The organism is Ralstonia pickettii, assembly GCF_016466415.2.
Classification (GTDB): Bacteria; Pseudomonadota; Gammaproteobacteria; order Burkholderiales; family Burkholderiaceae; genus Ralstonia; species Ralstonia pickettii.
In genome coordinates this window covers 451,216-468,202 of the sequence record NZ_CP066771.1, presented here as the reverse complement: position 1 = coordinate 468,202, position 16,987 = coordinate 451,216, and the positions used below count along the sequence as shown (strand labels likewise).

Genomic DNA, 16,987 nt, shown 5'->3' with positions numbered 1-16,987 from the left:
GATCACATCCACTCGGTCCGCCAGCGCTGCCGGAGCAGCGCTTTGAACCGTTTGACAGTGCTCAACGCGTCCTTGAGCAGATCGCGCTCCAGCGACGAAAGGCGCGCCAGATGCACGTCGCTCGACACCGGTTGATGCGCATCGATTTCCGCCAGCCCGGCCTTAAGCCGCAGCATCATCAGGAAGTGCAGGCTATCGCCCAGCTCGGCGGCCATGTGCGCGTCGAGCGCCCCGGCGCGCACCAGAGCTTCCAGGCGCGGCACGGTGCCTGTCTCGTCGAGTATCCGGTGGGCGAGCGCAAGGCTGCGCACCCCGTGAACGATCGGGAAGATGCCCTCCTTCTTCACGTCGAGTACGGGGTCGGAATCGCCAAACCCGAGCAGGCGATCGCGCCAGCCCGGCGCGGCACTGAAAGCTTCAACAGCAGCGGCAAAGCGGCCGAGGACGGCATCATTGTCGACCGTCAATTCCAGCAGCGCGCGCCGCAGTTGCTTGAGCAAGGCGACATCGCCGCACACCGCATGGGCGTCGAAGAAAATCGCCAGATGCATCAGGCCCTCGGGGCTCGGCAGAATTAGCCATTCGCGAATGCGCCGCGCGAAGTCGCTCGCGGTCATGCACCACTCGGGCCGGCTGAGCATGATGCCGCCGGGGCAAGGCGGGTAGCCGAATGCGGCGAGCGCATCGGAGAAGCGCGTGACGATACGCTGCAGGTCCGCGGGTGGCACGTAACCATCGCGCAGCACCAGCGCGTTGTCCTGATCGGTCTTGAGCAGTTGCTCGCCGCGCCCTTCGCTGCCCATGACGAACAGGCAACTGTTTTCCACCAGTTCCGGGGGTGCGATCATCTGCCAAGCGCGTTCGAACAGGCGCGCGTTGATTTCGCGTACGAGGCTGGCGACGTGGTCAATGCGCGAGCCGCCACGCGTGAGCAGCGTGACCATCCGCGTGATCTGGGCGGCCACCTGCGCGAGCGCGTCCAAACTCTGGGCCAGGTTGATCTGCACTGTCAGCAGATACGAGTGGTTGGCCAGGAAGCTGAACACATCCAGTGATTCGAGCAAACCGAGAATCTCATCCCCGCGCGTGACGACCAGCCGGTGCACGCGATGGCGCAGCATCAATGTCAGCGCGTCGCCGATCTGCGCAGAGGCCGGCACGGTGATCAGCGAGAATTGGCTCATCTGCCCAACCGGCAGACGATCCAGCGGAGTGCCTTGCAGGACGGCGCGCTGCAACGAACTGCGTGTGAAGATGCCCACGCGCGGCGGGCTGGCGGTGCCATCGCGCACGAGCACATTCGAGGTGTTCTGTGCCTGAAACAGCTTCACCACGGAGACCACGTCTGTGCCGGCATCAACGAAATGGGCAGGCCGGATGAAGGCATCGCTCACGTGCGAGACAGCCAGCGACTGCATCGTCTCCATGCTCTGCCGCTGAGCAATGGCGCTGAGCTTGCTGCCGAGATCGGAAAAAAGCAGCGCACCGAAGGTGGCGTTGGCGGCAATAAGGTCGCGCACCGCCTGACGTGCCACCTGATAAGCCACCACTTCTTCAGCAGCGACGAAGCGGCTGCTTGCCTTGCCGGCCACCAGCGCCCGGCCGTCAAAGCAATCGTCGGGGCCAAAGGTAGCGATCAGCTCGTCGCCGTCGTACTGGCCGACACGGCCTTTGATGATCACGAACAGGTGCAGCGGTGCGGCACCTGCGTCGAGGATGGTCTGCCCTTCTGGGTAATAGCCGATGTCGACCGCGTCGCGCACCAGGCGCTGCTCGTCCTGATTGAGGCAATCGAACGGCCAGACGGCGAAGTTGAAAGCGCTGGGCATGGTTGCCTGAAGGCGGGCGATGCAATGCGTCACCCGCCTCCGGTCAGCGTGGGCAGTGGCCGATCAGTGGCCCGATGCGCCAGCCGCACCGAGGCCCGTTTCCGAGCGGACCTGTTGCGCGGCAAACGACGCCTTTTCGTTCTTGGCGCGAACGCTGCTGTCCAGCACCGAGAACAGCCACACGCCCACGAAGCCGATCGTCATCGAGAACAGCGCGGGCGACGTGTACGGGAACCACGCCGAGCCCTTCGGATAGCCGAGCGTGGCCTCCCACACCGACGGCGAAACGATCGTCAGACCCACTGACGAGATCAGCCCCAGGAACCCGCCGATAACCGCACCACGCGTGGTACAGCCCTTCCACAGCATCGAGAGGAACAACACCGGAAAGTTGGCCGATGCCGCCACCGCAAACGCCAGCGACACCATGAACGCGATGTTCTGCTTCTCGAAAGCGATGCCCAGCAGCACGGCGATCACGCCCAGCACCAGCGTGGTGATGCGCGAGACCTTCAGCTCGTCGGCGCTGTTGGCCTTGCCGTGCTTGAAAACCGTGGCGTAAAGGTCATGCGACACCGCCGATGCACCCGACAGCGTGAGCCCTGCTACCACCGCGAGAATCGTGGCAAACGCCACGGCCGAGATGAAGCCGTAGAACACGTCGCCGCCCACCGTCTTGGCCACCAGTACCGCAGCCATGTTGGCCGTGCCCGCGCCGCCCTTGATGACACCCTTGGCCACGTCGGACAGTTCGGGGTTCGTCAACACCAGCGTGATCGCACCAAAGCCGATGATAAAGATCAGGATGTAGAAGTAGCCGATCCAGGTAGTTGCCCAGAAGACCGATTTGCGTGCTTCCTTGGCATCGGGCACCGTGAAGAAACGCATCAGGATGTGAGGCAGACCGGCGGTGCCGAACATCAGCGCCATGCCGAACGAGATGGCCGAGATCGGATCCTTGATGAAGCCACCCGGCGCCATCACCGACAGACCGATCTTGGCGGCCTCATCGGGCGATTTGCCGGCATTGGCTGCAATGGCGGTCTTGACCTGCACAGCCTTGGCGAACAACGCCTCCAGACTGAAACCGTACTGCGCCAGCACCATGATGGCCATGAACGTCACGCCAGCCAGCAGCATGCACGCCTTGATGATCTGCACCCAGGTGGTTGCGGTCATACCGCCGAAGAGCACGTAGACCATCATCAACGCACCGACGATGACCACCGCGATCCAGTAATCCAGCCCGAACAGCAGTTTGATGAGCTGGCCTGCACCCACCATCTGAGCGATCAGATAGAACGCCACCACCACCAGCGTGCCAACGGCGGCAAAGCTGCGGATCGGGCCTTGCTCGAACCGGTAGCCTGCCACGTCTGCAAAGGTGAACTTGCCAAGATTGCGCAGCCGCTCGGCCATCAGAAACGTGATGATCGGCCAGCCGACCAGAAAGCCGATGGAGTAGATCAGGCCGTCGTAGCCGGAGGTCATCACGGCCGCGGAAATACCGAGGAAGGACGCTGCCGACATGTAGTCGCCCGAAATGGCCAGGCCATTCTGAAAGCCGGTGATGCCGCCGCCCGCCGTGTAGAAATCGGCCGCGGAGCGCGTACGCTTGGCCGCCCACTTCGTGATCCACAGCGTGCCGGCCACAAACAGAGCAAACAGAACGATGGCCGTGGTGTTGGTTTCCTGCTTGGCGGTCTGTCCGACATCGCCGCCGGCAGCCAGAGCCGCTCCGCAGGCGCCAGCGGCCAGTAGCGCCACCAGCAGGATCGAAAGCATCTTCTTCATTTGGCGACGTCCTTCAGGATGTCCTGCGTCAGTTGATCGTATTCGCTGTTGGCGCGGCGCACGTAGATGCCGGTAATGACGACGGTGAAGATGATGACCGCCATACCGACGGGCATGCCCACGCTCATCACGCCTGTACCCACGGGCTTGGCAAGAAATGCCTTATCGAAGGCGATCAGCGCAATGTAGCCGTAGTACACGGCCAGCATCAGCACTGTCAGAACGAGGCCAAGCCTGTTGCGTCTCTGTTTGAGCTGCGCATATTTCGGATGCGCTTCGATTTTTCCTACCAATCCATCCTGCATCGCCTGTCTCCTGGTTTGCTCTTGGAATGTGTGCGGCGATTCTGGATAGCGAAACTGACTGAACTCTTACTGAGGCCGTCCGCGGCGGTTTACTGCGATAGTGGTTTTCCCTAGCGCCGCACAACAACGTAAGAAACGGTGCGCGACATCCAGCGGCAAATCGGCCGTGGAGCGACAGCCATCGCCCAAAACGACGTCGGTAACCGCGTGCCTCTTGTGCGTATGCACATTCGCAGAAGGTGCGCATGCCGTCTGGCACTGCATATACAAACGGGCGGTTGGATGATGCAGCGCACGCAGCCCGGCGACGGCCGAATCAATGCGCCGCGCGCCAGCCCGCGCGCACCCAAGGGCTTGATTTCGTTGAAATCGTCACCGCCAATCGCGTGCATCGGAAGGCACATGCCTGTCAGAACGCCGTAAGTTTCGGCTTCCACAATTGTTGACACTTCCGCGGGCGAAAAGCGTTTGCGTTGTCATGTCGGTGCCCAGCGGGACGACCTACGAAAAAAACAGGAGACAACATGGCAACCGTGCAGAGTGCACCGAACGCGCCCGTCGGGCGTGTACAGCCCGCGCCCATGACGAGGGAGGAGAAGAAGGTCATCTTTGCCTCGTCGCTGGGGACGGTGTTCGAGTGGTACGACTTTTATCTTTACGGCTCGTTGGCGGCCATCATCGCCAAGCAGTTCTTCTCGGGTCTGGACCCCACGGCGGGCTTCATCTTTGCCCTGCTGGCCTTTGCCGCCGGCTTCCTGGTGCGCCCGTTCGGCGCGCTGGTGTTCGGCCGCCTGGGCGACATGATCGGGCGCAAGTACACGTTCCTGGTGACCATCGTCATCATGGGTACGTCGACGTTCATCGTCGGCCTGCTTCCGTCGTATGGCACGATTGGCGTTGCTGCGCCGGTCATCCTGATCGCCCTGCGCATGCTGCAAGGTCTGGCGCTGGGCGGTGAGTACGGCGGCGCCGCCACGTATGTCGCCGAGCACGCCCCGCACGGCCGCCGCGGTGCCTACACATCGTGGATCCAGACGACGGCTACGTTGGGCCTGTTCCTCTCGCTGGTCGTCATCCTGGCCGTGCGCGAACTGACCGGCAAGGCGTTCGACGACTGGGGCTGGCGCATCCCGTTCCTGGTCTCGATCCTGCTGCTCGCCACGTCGGTGTACATCCGCCTGTCGATGAGCGAATCGCCGGCATTCCAGAAGATGAAGGCCGAGGGCAAGACCTCCAAGGCCCCGTTGACAGAAGCGTTCGGCCAATGGCGCAACCTGAAGATCGTCATCCTGGCGCTGCTCGGCCTGACCGCCGGCCAGGCTGTGGTGTGGTACACGGGCCAGTTCTACGCACTGTTCTTCCTCACGCAGGTGCTGAAGGTCGACGCATTCACGGCCAACGTGCTGATTGCGGTAGCGCTTGCCATCGGTACGCCGTTCTTCGTGTTCTTCGGCTCGCTCTCTGACCGCATCGGTCGCAAGAAGATCATCATGGCCGGCTGCCTGCTGGCGGTGGTGACCTACTTCCCGCTGTTCAAGGCGCTCACGCACTACGCCAACCCGGCGCTGGAACGCGCCCAGCAGACCGCGCAGATCACCATCACGGTCGATCCGAAGGAGTGCTCGTTCCAGGGCAGCCCGATCGCCCGCGAGGTGGACTTCCGCTCGTCTTGCGACATCGCCAAGCGCACGCTGGCGCAGTCGTCGGCCAGCTACGAGACGGTCGAAGGCCCGGCCGGCACGGTCGCATCGGTGTCGATCGCGGGTAAGCAGATCACCTCGCTCAACGCCACCCGCACGGCAGACGGCCAGAACTTCGACGCCGACAGCAAGGCCAAGATCGCCGACTTCAAGAAGCAGGTGAGCGAGTCGCTCAAGGCGGCCAACTACCCGGCCAAGGCCGATCCCGCCCAGATGAACACGATCATGGTGCTGGTGATCCTGGTGATCCTGGTGATCTACGTGACCATGGTCTACGGCCCGATCGCGGCAATGCTGGTGGAGATGTTCCCGACGCGCATCCGGTACTCGTCGATGTCGCTGCCGTATCACATCGGCAACGGCTGGTTTGGGGGCCTGCTGCCGACCATTTCGTTCGCCCTCGTGGCCCAGAACGGCAATATCTATCACGGTTTGTGGTACCCGATCTGGATCGCGGCCATCACCTTCGTGATCGGAGTGCTCTTCGTGCGCGAAACCAAGGATGTGGATATTTATCGCAACGACTGACGCAGGGGGTTGACATATTCGCCGAAGACGGTAGAATCCCGCTTCTTCGGCGAATTAGCTCAGTCGGTTAGAGCGACGGAATCATAATCCGCAGGTCCGGGGTTCGAGTCCCTGATTCGCCACCAAATACCAAAAAGCCCTGCTTCGGCAGGGCTTTTTGCTTTTCTGCTGCGCCCCGCCCATCGCCAGGGCAGTCGCGTTACGCAAGCAATTCTGCTTGCGCCGGCGCCGCAGCGGCCACCGCCAACACCCAATCGGTCGTCAACGCCGGTTGCGTCACGGGCAGCATATGGCCGCCGTCGATGATGCGCAGGTTCACTCGGTCGAGCTTCTGCTTGAGCGCTTCGCCCTGGCGCTTGACGTTCAGGATGCGGTCTCCGCGGCCGTACAACACATCGACAGGCACCGTCATCGAGGCATAGCGGCGCTCCATGTCGGGCAGATCTTCCGGCGCAGCGACGAGATCCGACGATGCCGCATAGAACACGTGCGGACGCAGCCCCAGCAAGCCGCCTCCCTTGAACGGGAAATCCTTCGGCATGGCCTCGGGCGCGAACACCGCAGCGATGGCCTTGCGGGAATTGATGATCGACAGCGGGATCGCCAGTGTCCATGACACCAGCCTGCGAACCAGCGGCGACGTCAACACCAAGCCCCTGAACGCACCCGGCGGCGTGCTTTCTGCGTGCGTGAGCGGCGCAATCAACGCGAGCCGGCGGATAACGTGCGGATGGTTCAGCCCCACCGCAAGCGAAATCGCCCCACCAAGCGAATGTCCCACCAGCACGGGCTTGTCGAGCCCAAGCTGCTCGATGCACTGCGCGACCGTGTGGGCCTGCGCGTAGATGTTAGCCGGCGAATCCGCAGCGCGCACGGATCGCCCTGCCCCCGGTCGGTCGATCACGATCACGCGGTGCGAGCGCGCCAGCCGGTCCATATCCAGGTACGCAAAGTTGCGCAGATTTCCGCACAGGCCGTGCACAAATACGATGGCAGGGCCTTGGCCCCGATCGATGTAGTGCAGGCGATCGCCGCCGATATCAATGAACTGACCTTCGGGCGGGAACCCCTTGGTGACGCGGCGAGCGATGAAAAACGTGAACGCAACAGGCGCGAGGATGGCAAGCGCGATGACGCCAAGAACGATGCTGGTCATAGTGTCCCCAAAGCGGGAGGCGGTTAGGTGGGCTGCGCCGCGCCGATCGGCTGGGCACGGCGTTCGAACTGCATGGCACTGTCGGCCAGTGTGCCGAACTTGAGCATCATCAGATCGCGCGCGTAGTTCTGATATGACTTCCACGGCTGCTTGTCGCCCTGCTTGGGCAGGATGGCCGACGCGCGCTGGATGTAGCCTGACGTCAGATCGACGGCGGGCTCGCGGCTCATGGCTTCGTCATCGAGACGCGGCACGCAGGTATCGAAGCCGTTGGACTGCATGTGGTTGAGCAGCCGGCAGACGTACTGCGCGATCAACTCAGCCTTGAGCGTCCACGATGCATTCGTATAGCCGAATGACGACGCCAGGTTCGGCACGCCGCTGTACATCATCCCCTTGTACGACACGGTTTCTGCCAGATTCACGGCACGTCCGTCGACGGTGATGGCCGCCCCGCCCAATACCTTCAGCTTGAGCCCCGTGGCCGTGACGATCACGTCGGCATCAAGATGCTCGCCGCTCTTGAGCTGCAGGCCGGTGGCGGTGAAGCGTTCGATTTCGTCGGTCGCAATCGACGCCTTGCCCGCGCGGATCGTCTTGAACAGATCGCCGTCCGGCACGAGGCACAGGCGCTGGTCCCACGGGTTATAGCGCGGCGTGAGGTGTTTGCGCACGTCGAACCCGGGGCCGATCTGCTTGCCGGCCATGCGGATGATGAAGTCTTTGAATGCCTTCGGCTTGCGACGCGCGAGGCTGTAGAAGTACATCGTCAGCAGCACGTTCTTCGTGCGCACCAGCCGGTGAGCGAGACCGGACGGCAGCCAGCGACGCAACGTGTTGGCCACGGCATCCCGTTCCGGCCGCGAGACGATGTACGTAGGCGAGCGCTGCAGCATCGTCACGTGCTGCGCGGCCCCCGCCATCGCGGGCACAAGCGTGACGGCCGTGGCCCCGCTACCGATCACCACCACACGCTTTCCCGCATACGAAAGATCGTTCGGCCAATGCTGCGGATGGACGATGCGGCCCTGGAACCTGTCCATCTCGGGCCACGTCGGGGCGTGGCCCTCTTCGTAGTCGTAATAGCCGCTGCACATGTAGAGGAACTTGCAGGTGAACTGCACCGGTTCCTCGCGCGTGCCATCGCTGCGCAGCGCCTGCACGGTCCAGCGCGCGGCGGCGGAATCCCAGCTCGCACCTGTCACCTTGTGGCGGAAACGGATGGATTTGTCGATGCCGAACACCCGCGCGGTGTCTCGGATGTAATCGAGGATCGTCTGACCGTCGGAGATGGCCTTGCTGCTGTGCCACGGTCGGAAGCTGTAGCCGAGCGTGAACATGTCGGAATCGGAGCGGATGCCCGGATAGCGGAACAAGTCCCACGTGCCGCCGATGGCTTCGCGCCCTTCGAGGATGGTGAAACGCGCCGACGGGCAGCGCTCGCGCAGGTGATACGCCGCGCCAATGCCCGAGAGGCCCGCACCGACGATCAGCACGTCGACGTCGGTATCCGGTGCGGCTGCCCGATTGCGGGGCACGCCCGGGTTGGCGCTTCGCTCCATCGTCGTGTCCATGCGGTCTCCTGGTTGCAGCCCCGGGGGCGGGATCGGCAAATTTCGCATTAAATGTGGTGTGATTCGTCACCACTTTAATTTTCGAGCGTCCTGACGTCAAATAGCGAAATGGAGAAAACACTTGAAACAGCACACGCGCCCGCGAAGAAAGGCCGCCCGTATGGCGGTGTGGCGCCGGAGGCACGCGCGGCAGAACGCCGCGATGCACTCATTCGCGCTGGGACGCGCGTGTTCGGCACGGTGGGCTTTCGCAAGGCCACCGTGCGCGCGATCTGTCAGGAAGCGAAGCTCAACGACCGGTACTTTTACGCCGCGTTCGACAGCACCGAAGCCCTGCTCCGCGCGACCTACCAGCAACATGCCGAAGACTTGCGCGCGCAGGTTTCAGAGGCCACCGCCGCCGCTGGCAATACGCTGGAAGCGCGTGTCGACGCCGGCCTGCACGCGTTTTTCGCGTTCTTGCGTGACCCGTGCGCGGCGCGCGTACTGCTGCTGGAAGTGATGGGCGTGAGCCCGGAGACCGACGCGACCTACCAGCGCAACCTGCTGGAGTTCGGCAAGCAGATCATGGCGAATGCCGAACTGCCCGGCGCCCCCCTTGAGGACGACGCCGAACTGCGCGCCGACCAACGCATCCTCGGGTTGGCACTCGTGGGTGCCCTGACCAACGTGGGGGCGGCGTGGCTTCTGACCGGCTATCGAGATCCTGAAGAGAAAATGGTGCGCAACTGCCGGCAAGTCGTGCTCGGCACGTTGCGCGCCATGCTGGGCGATTAGGCCGATCCTTCCAGCCTGCCCAGTCGAACCACGGTCACGCCGGGGGCCAGATGCCGCAGCGATGGCTGCAGCAGCACGCAGTTGTCGTACGGCGTGACGATTTGCAGCGCTCCATCGGTGGCGATGACGGTGCCGGCGCGCGCGATGATCTCCATGCCGCGATAGTCGTCCGCAAAACGGAACGCCGTGGATCGGGCGACCACAGGGTCCGTCACGCGAATGCAACGCACGTCCAGCGCAGGCGCCATGGCCAGCCAGTCCGATACTGCGGATGCATCGACGGTACCCAGCGCCAGTAGAAATCGCGCACACGCATCCAGCGCCACATCGCGGCTCACGCGCTCGAAGTGCTGACCGCATTCGATCAGCAGCGCGTTCTTCGGGCTGGCGGCATCGCCGAAGCCGCCGTAGTCGCGCAAGCGGCGACCGGCAGCATGGCCGGCATCGATCATCAGATGCGAAGCCGCACCAACGAGGCGGCCCAATGCGACGCCTTTGGCGTGCGGTCCGGTCAGCATCAGCGGCTCGGCCTTCTCATGCATCGAGTGAATATCGAGCAGGTAATCGACCGTGTCGATCACTGGCCGCAGCTCACGCGCGCGGCGCAGTTCCAGCGAGTTGCCGGGGCTACCAAGCTTGTCTGCAGACCACACGCGATTCAGGTCTTCGTCGATGAAGCGCGTGGCATCCGGGTCGTTGATATCGAAGCGCTCATACGCCTCGACGTTGGCAAATGACAGCGTGAGCCGGCCACGTGCCGGGCGCACGCCGGCCGCCAGCAGCGCATCCACCGCAATCGCGCCGCACAGCTCATTGCCATGCGTGAGCGCGTTGATCATGACGTGCGGGCCCGGCACGCCGCTGTCGGACGTATGGACGTAGTCAATGCCGTGTGTGCCGGTCTTCCAACGGCGGATATCAGGCTTGTGCAACTCGATCGGGTAGACCGGCAGCGTGGCGCGCAGCGCCTCCAGGGTCATCATGCGAAATCCTTCGGTGTGACGAGAAGTCTGTTCAGGTTAAGTGCGCTCGCGCGTGCCCGCGCAGCATCCACAGCGAGGCCAGGCTGATCAGCGTGGTCGCAAACACATAGAAACTTGGCGACGTCTTGATGTGCGTGACACCGATCAGCCAGGTGACGATCAGCGGTGAGAAACCGCCGAAGATCGTCACCGACAGGTTGTAGCTCAGCGCCAGGCCCGTGCCGCGCGTACGCGTCGGAAAGATATCGGCGAGCAGCGCAGGCAGCGGCGCCAGGATGGCGGCCAACAGCACGCCCACAATCGCCTGCATGACCAGCAACGTCCAGAACGTCGGTTGTGCGACCAGCGTGGCAAACATCGGATACGTCGACAGCGCAATCACCACCATCGCAATCGACACCACGCGGATGCTGCCGAAACGATCCGCCATCAGGCCGAACGCCGGTGCCATCACCATCAGCATCGCGCCCGTGATCATCGGGCAGACAAGCGACGCACTGGTCGCGATGTGGAGTTGATTGATGGCATAGGTCGGCATATAGACCTTCTGCACGTAGTTGAATGCGGTGACAGCCACGACCACGCCCGCGCCCAGCAGCAGCCCTGGCAAACCTTGCGTGAGCGTGTCACGCAGCGGCGAGCGCGCTTGCAGCGCAGCCGGCGCTTCCGCCTGCATGGTTAAAAACTCCGGCGTTTCAGGCGTATGGCGGCGGATGTAGACGCCAATCGGGCCGATCAGCAAGCCGAACAGAAACGCCACGCGCCAGCCCCATGACTCCACCTGCGCGGTGGGCAGCGCGTAGGTGATCCACGCGCTCAAGCCCGCTGCCAGCAATGTGGCAAGACCCTGCGTGGCGGCCTGCCAGCTCGCGTTGTAGCCCATGCGCTTGCCGTTGGCGTGTTCGATCATGAACGCCGTGGCCGACCCAAATTCTCCGCCGGCCGAAAAGCCCTGCAGCAGTCGCGCCACGATCACGATGGCCGGCGACCACAGACCGATCGACGCGTAGGTCGGTGCAAACGCGATCATCGCCGTGCCCAGCATCATCAGCAGGATCGACCAGGTCAGCGCGGCCTTGCGCCCCACGCGGTCTGCATAACTGCCAAGCACCATCGAGCCGAGCGGGCGCATGATGAACGACACGCCAAACGTCCCGACGGAGAGCATCAGCGAACTCCACGCATCGCCCGTGGGGAAGAACAGCTTGCCGATGGTGATGGCGAAATAGCCGTAGATCAGCAAATCGTAGTATTCGAGCGCGTTACCGACGCTGGCGGCCAGAACGGCTCGCCAGGGTGCGGGATGTCGATGTGCGTCGGCGGCGCGCGCGCCTGCGCTGCTCGCGTTGAGGGTGTGGGCTGGCATGGTTGTCTCCCCGTGGTCTGTGCCGATCCGCCTGTTTTGCCGAACGGCGCTGGCGGGCGAAGGTTGCGGAGGAGTCTAGGTGCCGCGCCGAGGCGGCTTGTGCCGTTTCGGCACAAGGTTGGGCTTTTTGCGACGCGCCTCAGGTGAGATCGTTACGGCCGTTACCGCTGGCGTTGTCGACCGCCCGTTGCCACACCTCGTCGAGCAGCGCGCTCTGGTTGCTGCGCACGCGCATCATGCGGATGTTGACGTGGATGTGCCAGGCGTCGTCACCAGCGGGGCGCAGTTCACCCGCGTTCAGGTGCGGCCTGGCCAGGCGATACGGCAGCCACGCCATGCCGAATCCGCGCAGGGCCATCTCTTCCACCGCTTCGTAAAAATCCGCCTGGAACACGGGCTGCAGATGCGCCTTCCGATCGGCGGCAGCCAGATGGCTGTCGAGCATCTGCCGCAATGTCAGCCCACGCGCAAAGGCCAGCCATGGAAGCGGTGCGGCAGCCGAGCCCGGCAGCGTGAAGCGCGGGCGGCCGCGCTTGTCGGGCGCACTCACCGGCACGAGCGTCTCGCTGCCCAGCAGGCAATGGTCGTACTTGCGCGGATCGAGCAGCGCATCGGCCTGTGGGCTGGCGTAGGCGATCAGCAAATCGACCGTGCCATCGGCAAGGGCCAGCACGCCTTCCTGCGTGCCACCCGTCGTCACGCTAAGCGGAAACACACCGCGCTGACGCGCCAGCGTTTCGTACCAGCCGGGGACGAACGTGCGCGCCAGCGTGCGCCCGGTGCCGATCCTGAGCGCCACGGGCAGTTGCGCCTCCCGCAGCAGCAAGCGCGCATCGTTCAGGCCGTCGACGGCATTGGCGGCCGCATCCAGAAACAAGCGCCCTGCCGCGGTAAGCGTGACGGGATGCTCGCTGCGCTCGACCAGTGCGGTGCCCACCCATTCCTCCAGTGCCTTGATCCGGCGGCCGAATGCGGGGTGCGTGACGTTGCGGTTCTCGGCGGCGCGGCTGAAGCTGCGCGTCTTGGCCAGTTCCTTGAAGTCTTCCAGCCATTTGATCTGCATGGCGCGTCCGGTCTTGTGGGGTGGGCGGGAGGTCTGCGCATTATCTCCGCAGCCTGCGCGAACAGCCTTCACGTGCGTGCCGTATCGTTATCATCTTGAGCAAAGGATCCGCCACGCCTTCATGACCGCACCCCGCCCGCTGTCCATCGGCATTGCCGGCGCCGGTAACGCCGGCCTCGCCGCCGCCATCGCGTTTGCCCGCCAGGGGCACGACGTGCACGTTTTCGAAAAGCACCCGCAGTTGACCGCCATGGGCGCGGGCCTGCTGATCCAGCCGCAGGGCATCCGCGCGCTGGAAGCGCTCGGTGTGGGCCGCGAGCTTGAGGGCATCGGCGCGCCGATCGATCGACTGATCGGCCTGAGCCATCGCGGCTGGCGTCTGCTCGACATTGACTACGCCGAGACGCCCGGCCGCGCCGTCACGCGGCATGCGCTGTCGTCCATGCTGTACGACGCCGCCTTGCATGCGGGCGCAACATTCCACTTTGGTTGCGCGATCCAGCAGTTGCTTGTTGATGGACCACGCGCGCAAGTCGTGCACACGCAGGGCGAATCAGTCTTCGATCTGTTTGTAATTGCCGATGGCGCGGCGTCAGCCCTGCGTGAGTCCGCAGGCCTGGCCGGCCCGTCAAGTACCTATCGATGGGGCACGCTGTGGTTCCAAGGATGGGTGGAGGGCTGGAACCCGCGCGTGCTGCAGCAGCGCTTTCGCGGCACGCGCGAGATGATGGGCCTGCTACCCACCGACGTGGATGGCAGCCGCACGCGCCTATCGATGTTCTGGAGCCTGCCCAGCGATGCCGTCGATGCCTGGCGCCAGACCGACATCACACAGTGGAAGGCGCATGTCCTCAGCCTATGGCCGCAAGCCGCGCCCATGGTCGAGCAGATCGGCTCGCACGACGATATGCCGTTTGCCGTCTATCGACACACATGGCCGCGCGCGTTGGCCAAACCGCCCTACTGCATCATCGGCGATGCCGCGCACGCCATGAGCCCGCAACTCGGCCTGGGGACCACGCTGGCCGCGCAAGATGCACTCGCACTAGCGGCATGCGTGCAAGTCCATGGTGCCGCCGATGGCGCGCTCGCCTACCACGCCCGTCGCCTGCGCACCGTGCAGGCCTATCAGACACTGAGCCGAGCGCTCACGCCATGCTTCCAGGCGCAATACAGCGGTTGGATGCGAGACGTGGTGTTTGCCACCGGCTTGCGCATACCCGGTGTCGCCTGGCTGATGAAACGGAGCTTGGCAGAGCCGCCCGCGCGCGATGCCGGATGATGCTGCAGCGGATCAAGCAGCTTGCAGAGGCGGAAGACGCTCCGCTTACACGTCCAGAATAACCAGCGTGCCGGCGCTGCCGGCATCTACGCTGTGCGGCACGCCGGCAGGCACCACATACAGCTCGCCGCGCGAGACCGTCACCGCTTCGTCGCCGGTGCGCAGGCGCAGTTGCCCATCGATGACCAGCAGCCCTTCGGCATAGTCGTGCACCTCGTTGGGATACGACGTGCCATCCATGCGCAGCACCTTGAAATTGGCGCTACCAAAACGCTCCAGCACGCGAGACGACCATGCGCGCGGCAGCGCTTCGGCCTCTGCATTGAGATTGAAAAACGGCACGCCGGCCTCGCCCAGAGAAAGAGAAACCCCGAGCATAACAGCCGATGAATAACAATAAGGGCGCCCCATTCCATTGCTGGAGGGGCACCCTCACTGCGCGCCGATGGGCTCGGGCTTAAGCGTCATACGATGCGATATCCATCTCGGACAGCGCATTCATGTCGTCCGCCGGTTTGAGATGGTCGACGCGATAGCCGTGCTTGTACACCGCCACCAGGCGCACCTCGTTCACCGGCTCGATATTCAGTTTCATGCGGATGCGCGACACATGGCTATCGATCGTGCGCGTGTATTCCGATGAATTGCGGCCCCACACCTGCCCGAAGATGTGGTCGCGCGACAGCGTGCGGCCCACGTTCGAGAACAACAGCAGCGCCAGCTGGAACTCGATGCCCGTCAGCGTAACGGGTTCGCCGTGCAGGGTGATCTGTTGGCGCTGCGTGTTGAAGTGGTACGGCCCTACGGCGAATGGCAGACGACCATACGGAATGGGATAGGCACGGCGCAGCAGCGCGTCGACGCGCGCACGCAGCTCGGCAATGCGGAACGGCTTGGCGATGTAGTCATCCGCGCCGTGCGTGAGGGCGCGCACAAGGCTTTTCTCGCCTTCTTCGGCCGTGACAAAGAGCACCGGCAATACTTCTTTATGGCGGCTGCGCACGACGCTCAGTACGTCGATCCCGAGCATGCCAGGCGTATGCCAGTCGAGGATCAGCATGTCGTACGACGATCGGCCCAGCATGCGCAGCAAGGTCGCACCGTCGGTGTAGGTCACCACGTCGTGGCCGGACTGGGACAGGATCTGGACGATGACTTCGCTTTGGAAGGGATCGTCTTCAAGCAAGGCGATACGCATGTTCGACTCCATGAAAATTCGCACATGCGTCGCGGCGGGTGCGGAATTGATGGCGCTTATTCAAGCGCGTTCGGCGCATTCCGTTGCATGTGTTACGTGGCAGCAATTTTCATGGCGAGGTTTGCTACGAACCATGAGAAGAGTCCTAATTTGTGAAGGCCGTTAAACACCGTGCGACAAGCATTCGTGAATCGGCAAAAAAAAAAGCCCGGACGATGATGTCCGGGCGGCGGTGCTTCCCACAACAGTGTGACGGGATCAGAAACACCCAAGGGTCGCATGTGCCAGACACATCGCAGCGCACCGGGGGGAAGCACTGCAACGCTTACGGGGGTGACGTCATGGAGGGTCAGACGTACTGGTCCGGCACACGTGGATCGCATGGTGCCTTGCGAAACGTGCAGCGGGCGCAGTCGTGACAACATTTAACGTCGGCAGCTTCTATTCCGCGACACTTCAGGTGGGATCTGCGTTTTCCAACTCCTGCCGAATCGACTCGGTCAGCATGTCGATCAGCAAGCGAACGCGCCTGGGAACGAACCGAGCAGAGGGTGTGACGAGGTTGATCGGCTCACCGCTGGTCGCATAGTCGGGCAGCACGCGCACCAAGCGTGGCAGCGGCGCGTTGGCGCGCGCGACGGCACTCGCGTACAGCGGGAGGGGGCCGATCCCGGCGCCCGACGCTATCAACGTTTCCAGGTAGATCAGGCTGTCGGCATTCAGGCGCGCGCGCACGGCCACGGTTTTCAGGCCATTGGGGCCGACGAGGCGCCATTGCGTTTCGCCGCGGCCGGTGCCGCGAAAATCGAGGCAGCAATGGTCGGCCAGCCCTTGTACGGTGTCCGGCGCACCGCGGCGCTGCAGGTAATCGGGCGAGGCGAACAGGCCGATGCGCAACACGCCCAGCGACCGCGCGACCAGCGAACTATCGGCTAGGCGTCCAACGCGGACAGCGAGGTCGAAACCTTCCTGCACGAGATCGACGTTGCGCGGCGTCAGCACCACGTCCAGATCGATTTCCGGATACTGCTGCATGAAGCGCGCCGCCACCGGCGCCACCAGCAGGCGGCCGACGTCTTCGGAAGACGTGATCCGCACCTTGCCGCGCGGCAAGTCCTGCAGCTCGCCGGCGCAGGTGGTGGCGCGTTCGATGTCTTCCAATGCATGCGACGCCACCTGATACAGGCTCTGGCCCGCGTCGGTCAAATGCAGCGTGCGCGTCGTGCGCTGTAACAGTCGCACGTTCAAATCCTGTTCAAGCGCCGCAATGCCCCGGCTGACGGACGATTTGGGCAGATCCAGCCGCGTTGCCGCTGCCGTGAAGCTCCCCGCTTCGACCACGCGCACGAACAGCGCCAATTGGTTCAGATCCATAGTTTCCTCCTCTTATCGTGATGCGCGCCGGCTTGGTAGTGCGATTGTCTCACCGAGA

General features: G+C 63.6%; 14 protein-coding genes and 1 tRNA gene. 4 read left to right on the top strand and 11 right to left on the bottom strand.

The window, feature by feature from the left end; all coding sequences use genetic code 11:
• Positions 1 to 2: 2 nt before the first annotated feature.
• The 3 genes from RP6297_RS02195 to RP6297_RS02185 all read right to left on the bottom strand — a co-directional run bounded on the left by RP6297_RS02195 (position 3) and on the right by RP6297_RS02185 (position 3,928).
• Positions 3 to 1,829: a DUF294 nucleotidyltransferase-like domain-containing protein gene (locus tag RP6297_RS02195; protein ID WP_009239058.1), complete on the bottom strand. Its 1,827-nt coding sequence runs from the start codon at positions 1,827 to 1,829 to the stop codon at positions 3 to 5.
• Positions 1,830 to 1,892: 63 nt separating this feature from the next.
• Positions 1,893 to 3,623 (bottom strand): cation acetate symporter, encoded by a 1,731-nt coding sequence (locus tag RP6297_RS02190; protein WP_004635416.1) that lies wholly within the window; start codon positions 3,621 to 3,623, stop codon positions 1,893 to 1,895.
• Entirely contained in the window at positions 3,620 to 3,928 is a 309-nt protein-coding gene (locus tag RP6297_RS02185) for a DUF485 domain-containing protein (protein ID WP_004635419.1), read from the bottom strand. The genes RP6297_RS02190 and RP6297_RS02185 overlap by 4 nt, the downstream gene beginning before the upstream one ends.
• A 524-nt stretch (positions 3,929 to 4,452) precedes the next feature.
• On the opposite strand from RP6297_RS02185, the gene RP6297_RS02180 reads away from it, so the two are divergent.
• Together RP6297_RS02180 and RP6297_RS02175 are read left to right on the top strand one after the other, a co-directional pair.
• Complete coding sequence (locus RP6297_RS02180; protein ID WP_009239059.1) at positions 4,453 to 6,156, top strand: MFS transporter; 1,704 nt, start codon at positions 4,453 to 4,455, stop codon at positions 6,154 to 6,156.
• A 48-nt stretch (positions 6,157 to 6,204) separates the two neighbouring features.
• Positions 6,205 to 6,281, top strand: a tRNA-Met gene (locus tag RP6297_RS02175).
• Positions 6,282 to 6,355: 74 nt separating this feature from the next.
• Here the strand turns inward: RP6297_RS02175 and RP6297_RS02170 are convergent.
• Both RP6297_RS02170 and RP6297_RS02165 read right to left on the bottom strand, forming a co-directional pair.
• On the bottom strand, positions 6,356 to 7,312 hold the full coding sequence (locus RP6297_RS02170) for an alpha/beta fold hydrolase (protein ID WP_037027495.1): 957 nt from the start codon (positions 7,310 to 7,312) through the stop codon (positions 6,356 to 6,358).
• 23 nt (positions 7,313 to 7,335) lie between these two features.
• Positions 7,336 to 8,886 carry a flavin-containing monooxygenase gene (locus tag RP6297_RS02165; RefSeq protein WP_037027496.1) on the bottom strand — a complete coding sequence of 517 codons (1,551 nt, stop codon included), beginning with the start codon at positions 8,884 to 8,886 and terminating at the stop codon, positions 7,336 to 7,338.
• A gap of 108 nt (positions 8,887 to 8,994) precedes the next feature.
• On the opposite strand from RP6297_RS02165, the gene RP6297_RS02160 reads away from it, so the two are divergent.
• Positions 8,995 to 9,663: a TetR/AcrR family transcriptional regulator gene (locus RP6297_RS02160; RefSeq protein WP_009239080.1), complete on the top strand. Its 669-nt coding sequence runs from the start codon at positions 8,995 to 8,997 to the stop codon at positions 9,661 to 9,663.
• On the opposite strand, the gene RP6297_RS02155 is transcribed toward RP6297_RS02160, so the two are convergent.
• From RP6297_RS02155 to RP6297_RS02145, 3 genes are all read right to left on the bottom strand, one after another.
• Positions 9,660 to 10,646, bottom strand: coding sequence for a M14 family metallopeptidase (locus RP6297_RS02155; protein ID WP_037027497.1), 987 nt, complete (start codon positions 10,644 to 10,646; stop codon positions 9,660 to 9,662). The two genes, RP6297_RS02160 and RP6297_RS02155, sit on opposite strands and share 4 nt — an antisense overlap.
• A 31-nt stretch (positions 10,647 to 10,677) precedes the next feature.
• Complete coding sequence (locus tag RP6297_RS02150) at positions 10,678 to 12,012, bottom strand: MFS transporter (RefSeq protein WP_037027498.1); 1,335 nt, start codon at positions 12,010 to 12,012, stop codon at positions 10,678 to 10,680.
• A 139-nt stretch (positions 12,013 to 12,151) separates the two neighbouring features.
• A complete protein-coding gene (locus tag RP6297_RS02145; RefSeq protein ID WP_004635471.1) occupies positions 12,152 to 13,075 on the bottom strand; it encodes a LysR family transcriptional regulator in 924 nt (307 codons plus the stop codon).
• A 121-nt stretch (positions 13,076 to 13,196) separates the two neighbouring features.
• Between RP6297_RS02145 and RP6297_RS02140 the strand changes: the two genes are divergently transcribed.
• Complete coding sequence (locus RP6297_RS02140) at positions 13,197 to 14,357, top strand: FAD-dependent oxidoreductase (protein WP_037027500.1); 1,161 nt, start codon at positions 13,197 to 13,199, stop codon at positions 14,355 to 14,357.
• Between the two features lie 45 nt (positions 14,358 to 14,402).
• On the opposite strand, the gene RP6297_RS02135 is transcribed toward RP6297_RS02140, so the two are convergent.
• The 3 genes from RP6297_RS02135 to RP6297_RS02125 form a co-directional block, all read right to left on the bottom strand.
• Positions 14,403 to 14,735, bottom strand: a complete 333-nt coding sequence (locus RP6297_RS02135; protein ID WP_012761230.1) for a cupin domain-containing protein — start codon at positions 14,733 to 14,735, stop codon at positions 14,403 to 14,405.
• Positions 14,736 to 14,814: 79 nt separating this feature from the next.
• The gene (locus RP6297_RS02130) at positions 14,815 to 15,555 is read right to left on the bottom strand and encodes a response regulator transcription factor (protein WP_037028727.1); all 741 of its coding nucleotides are present in this window, start codon (positions 15,553 to 15,555) and stop codon (positions 14,815 to 14,817) included.
• Between the two features lie 456 nt (positions 15,556 to 16,011).
• The gene (locus tag RP6297_RS02125) at positions 16,012 to 16,929 is read right to left on the bottom strand and encodes a LysR family transcriptional regulator (RefSeq protein ID WP_037027503.1); all 918 of its coding nucleotides are present in this window, start codon (positions 16,927 to 16,929) and stop codon (positions 16,012 to 16,014) included.
• Positions 16,930 to 16,987 lie beyond the last annotated feature (58 nt).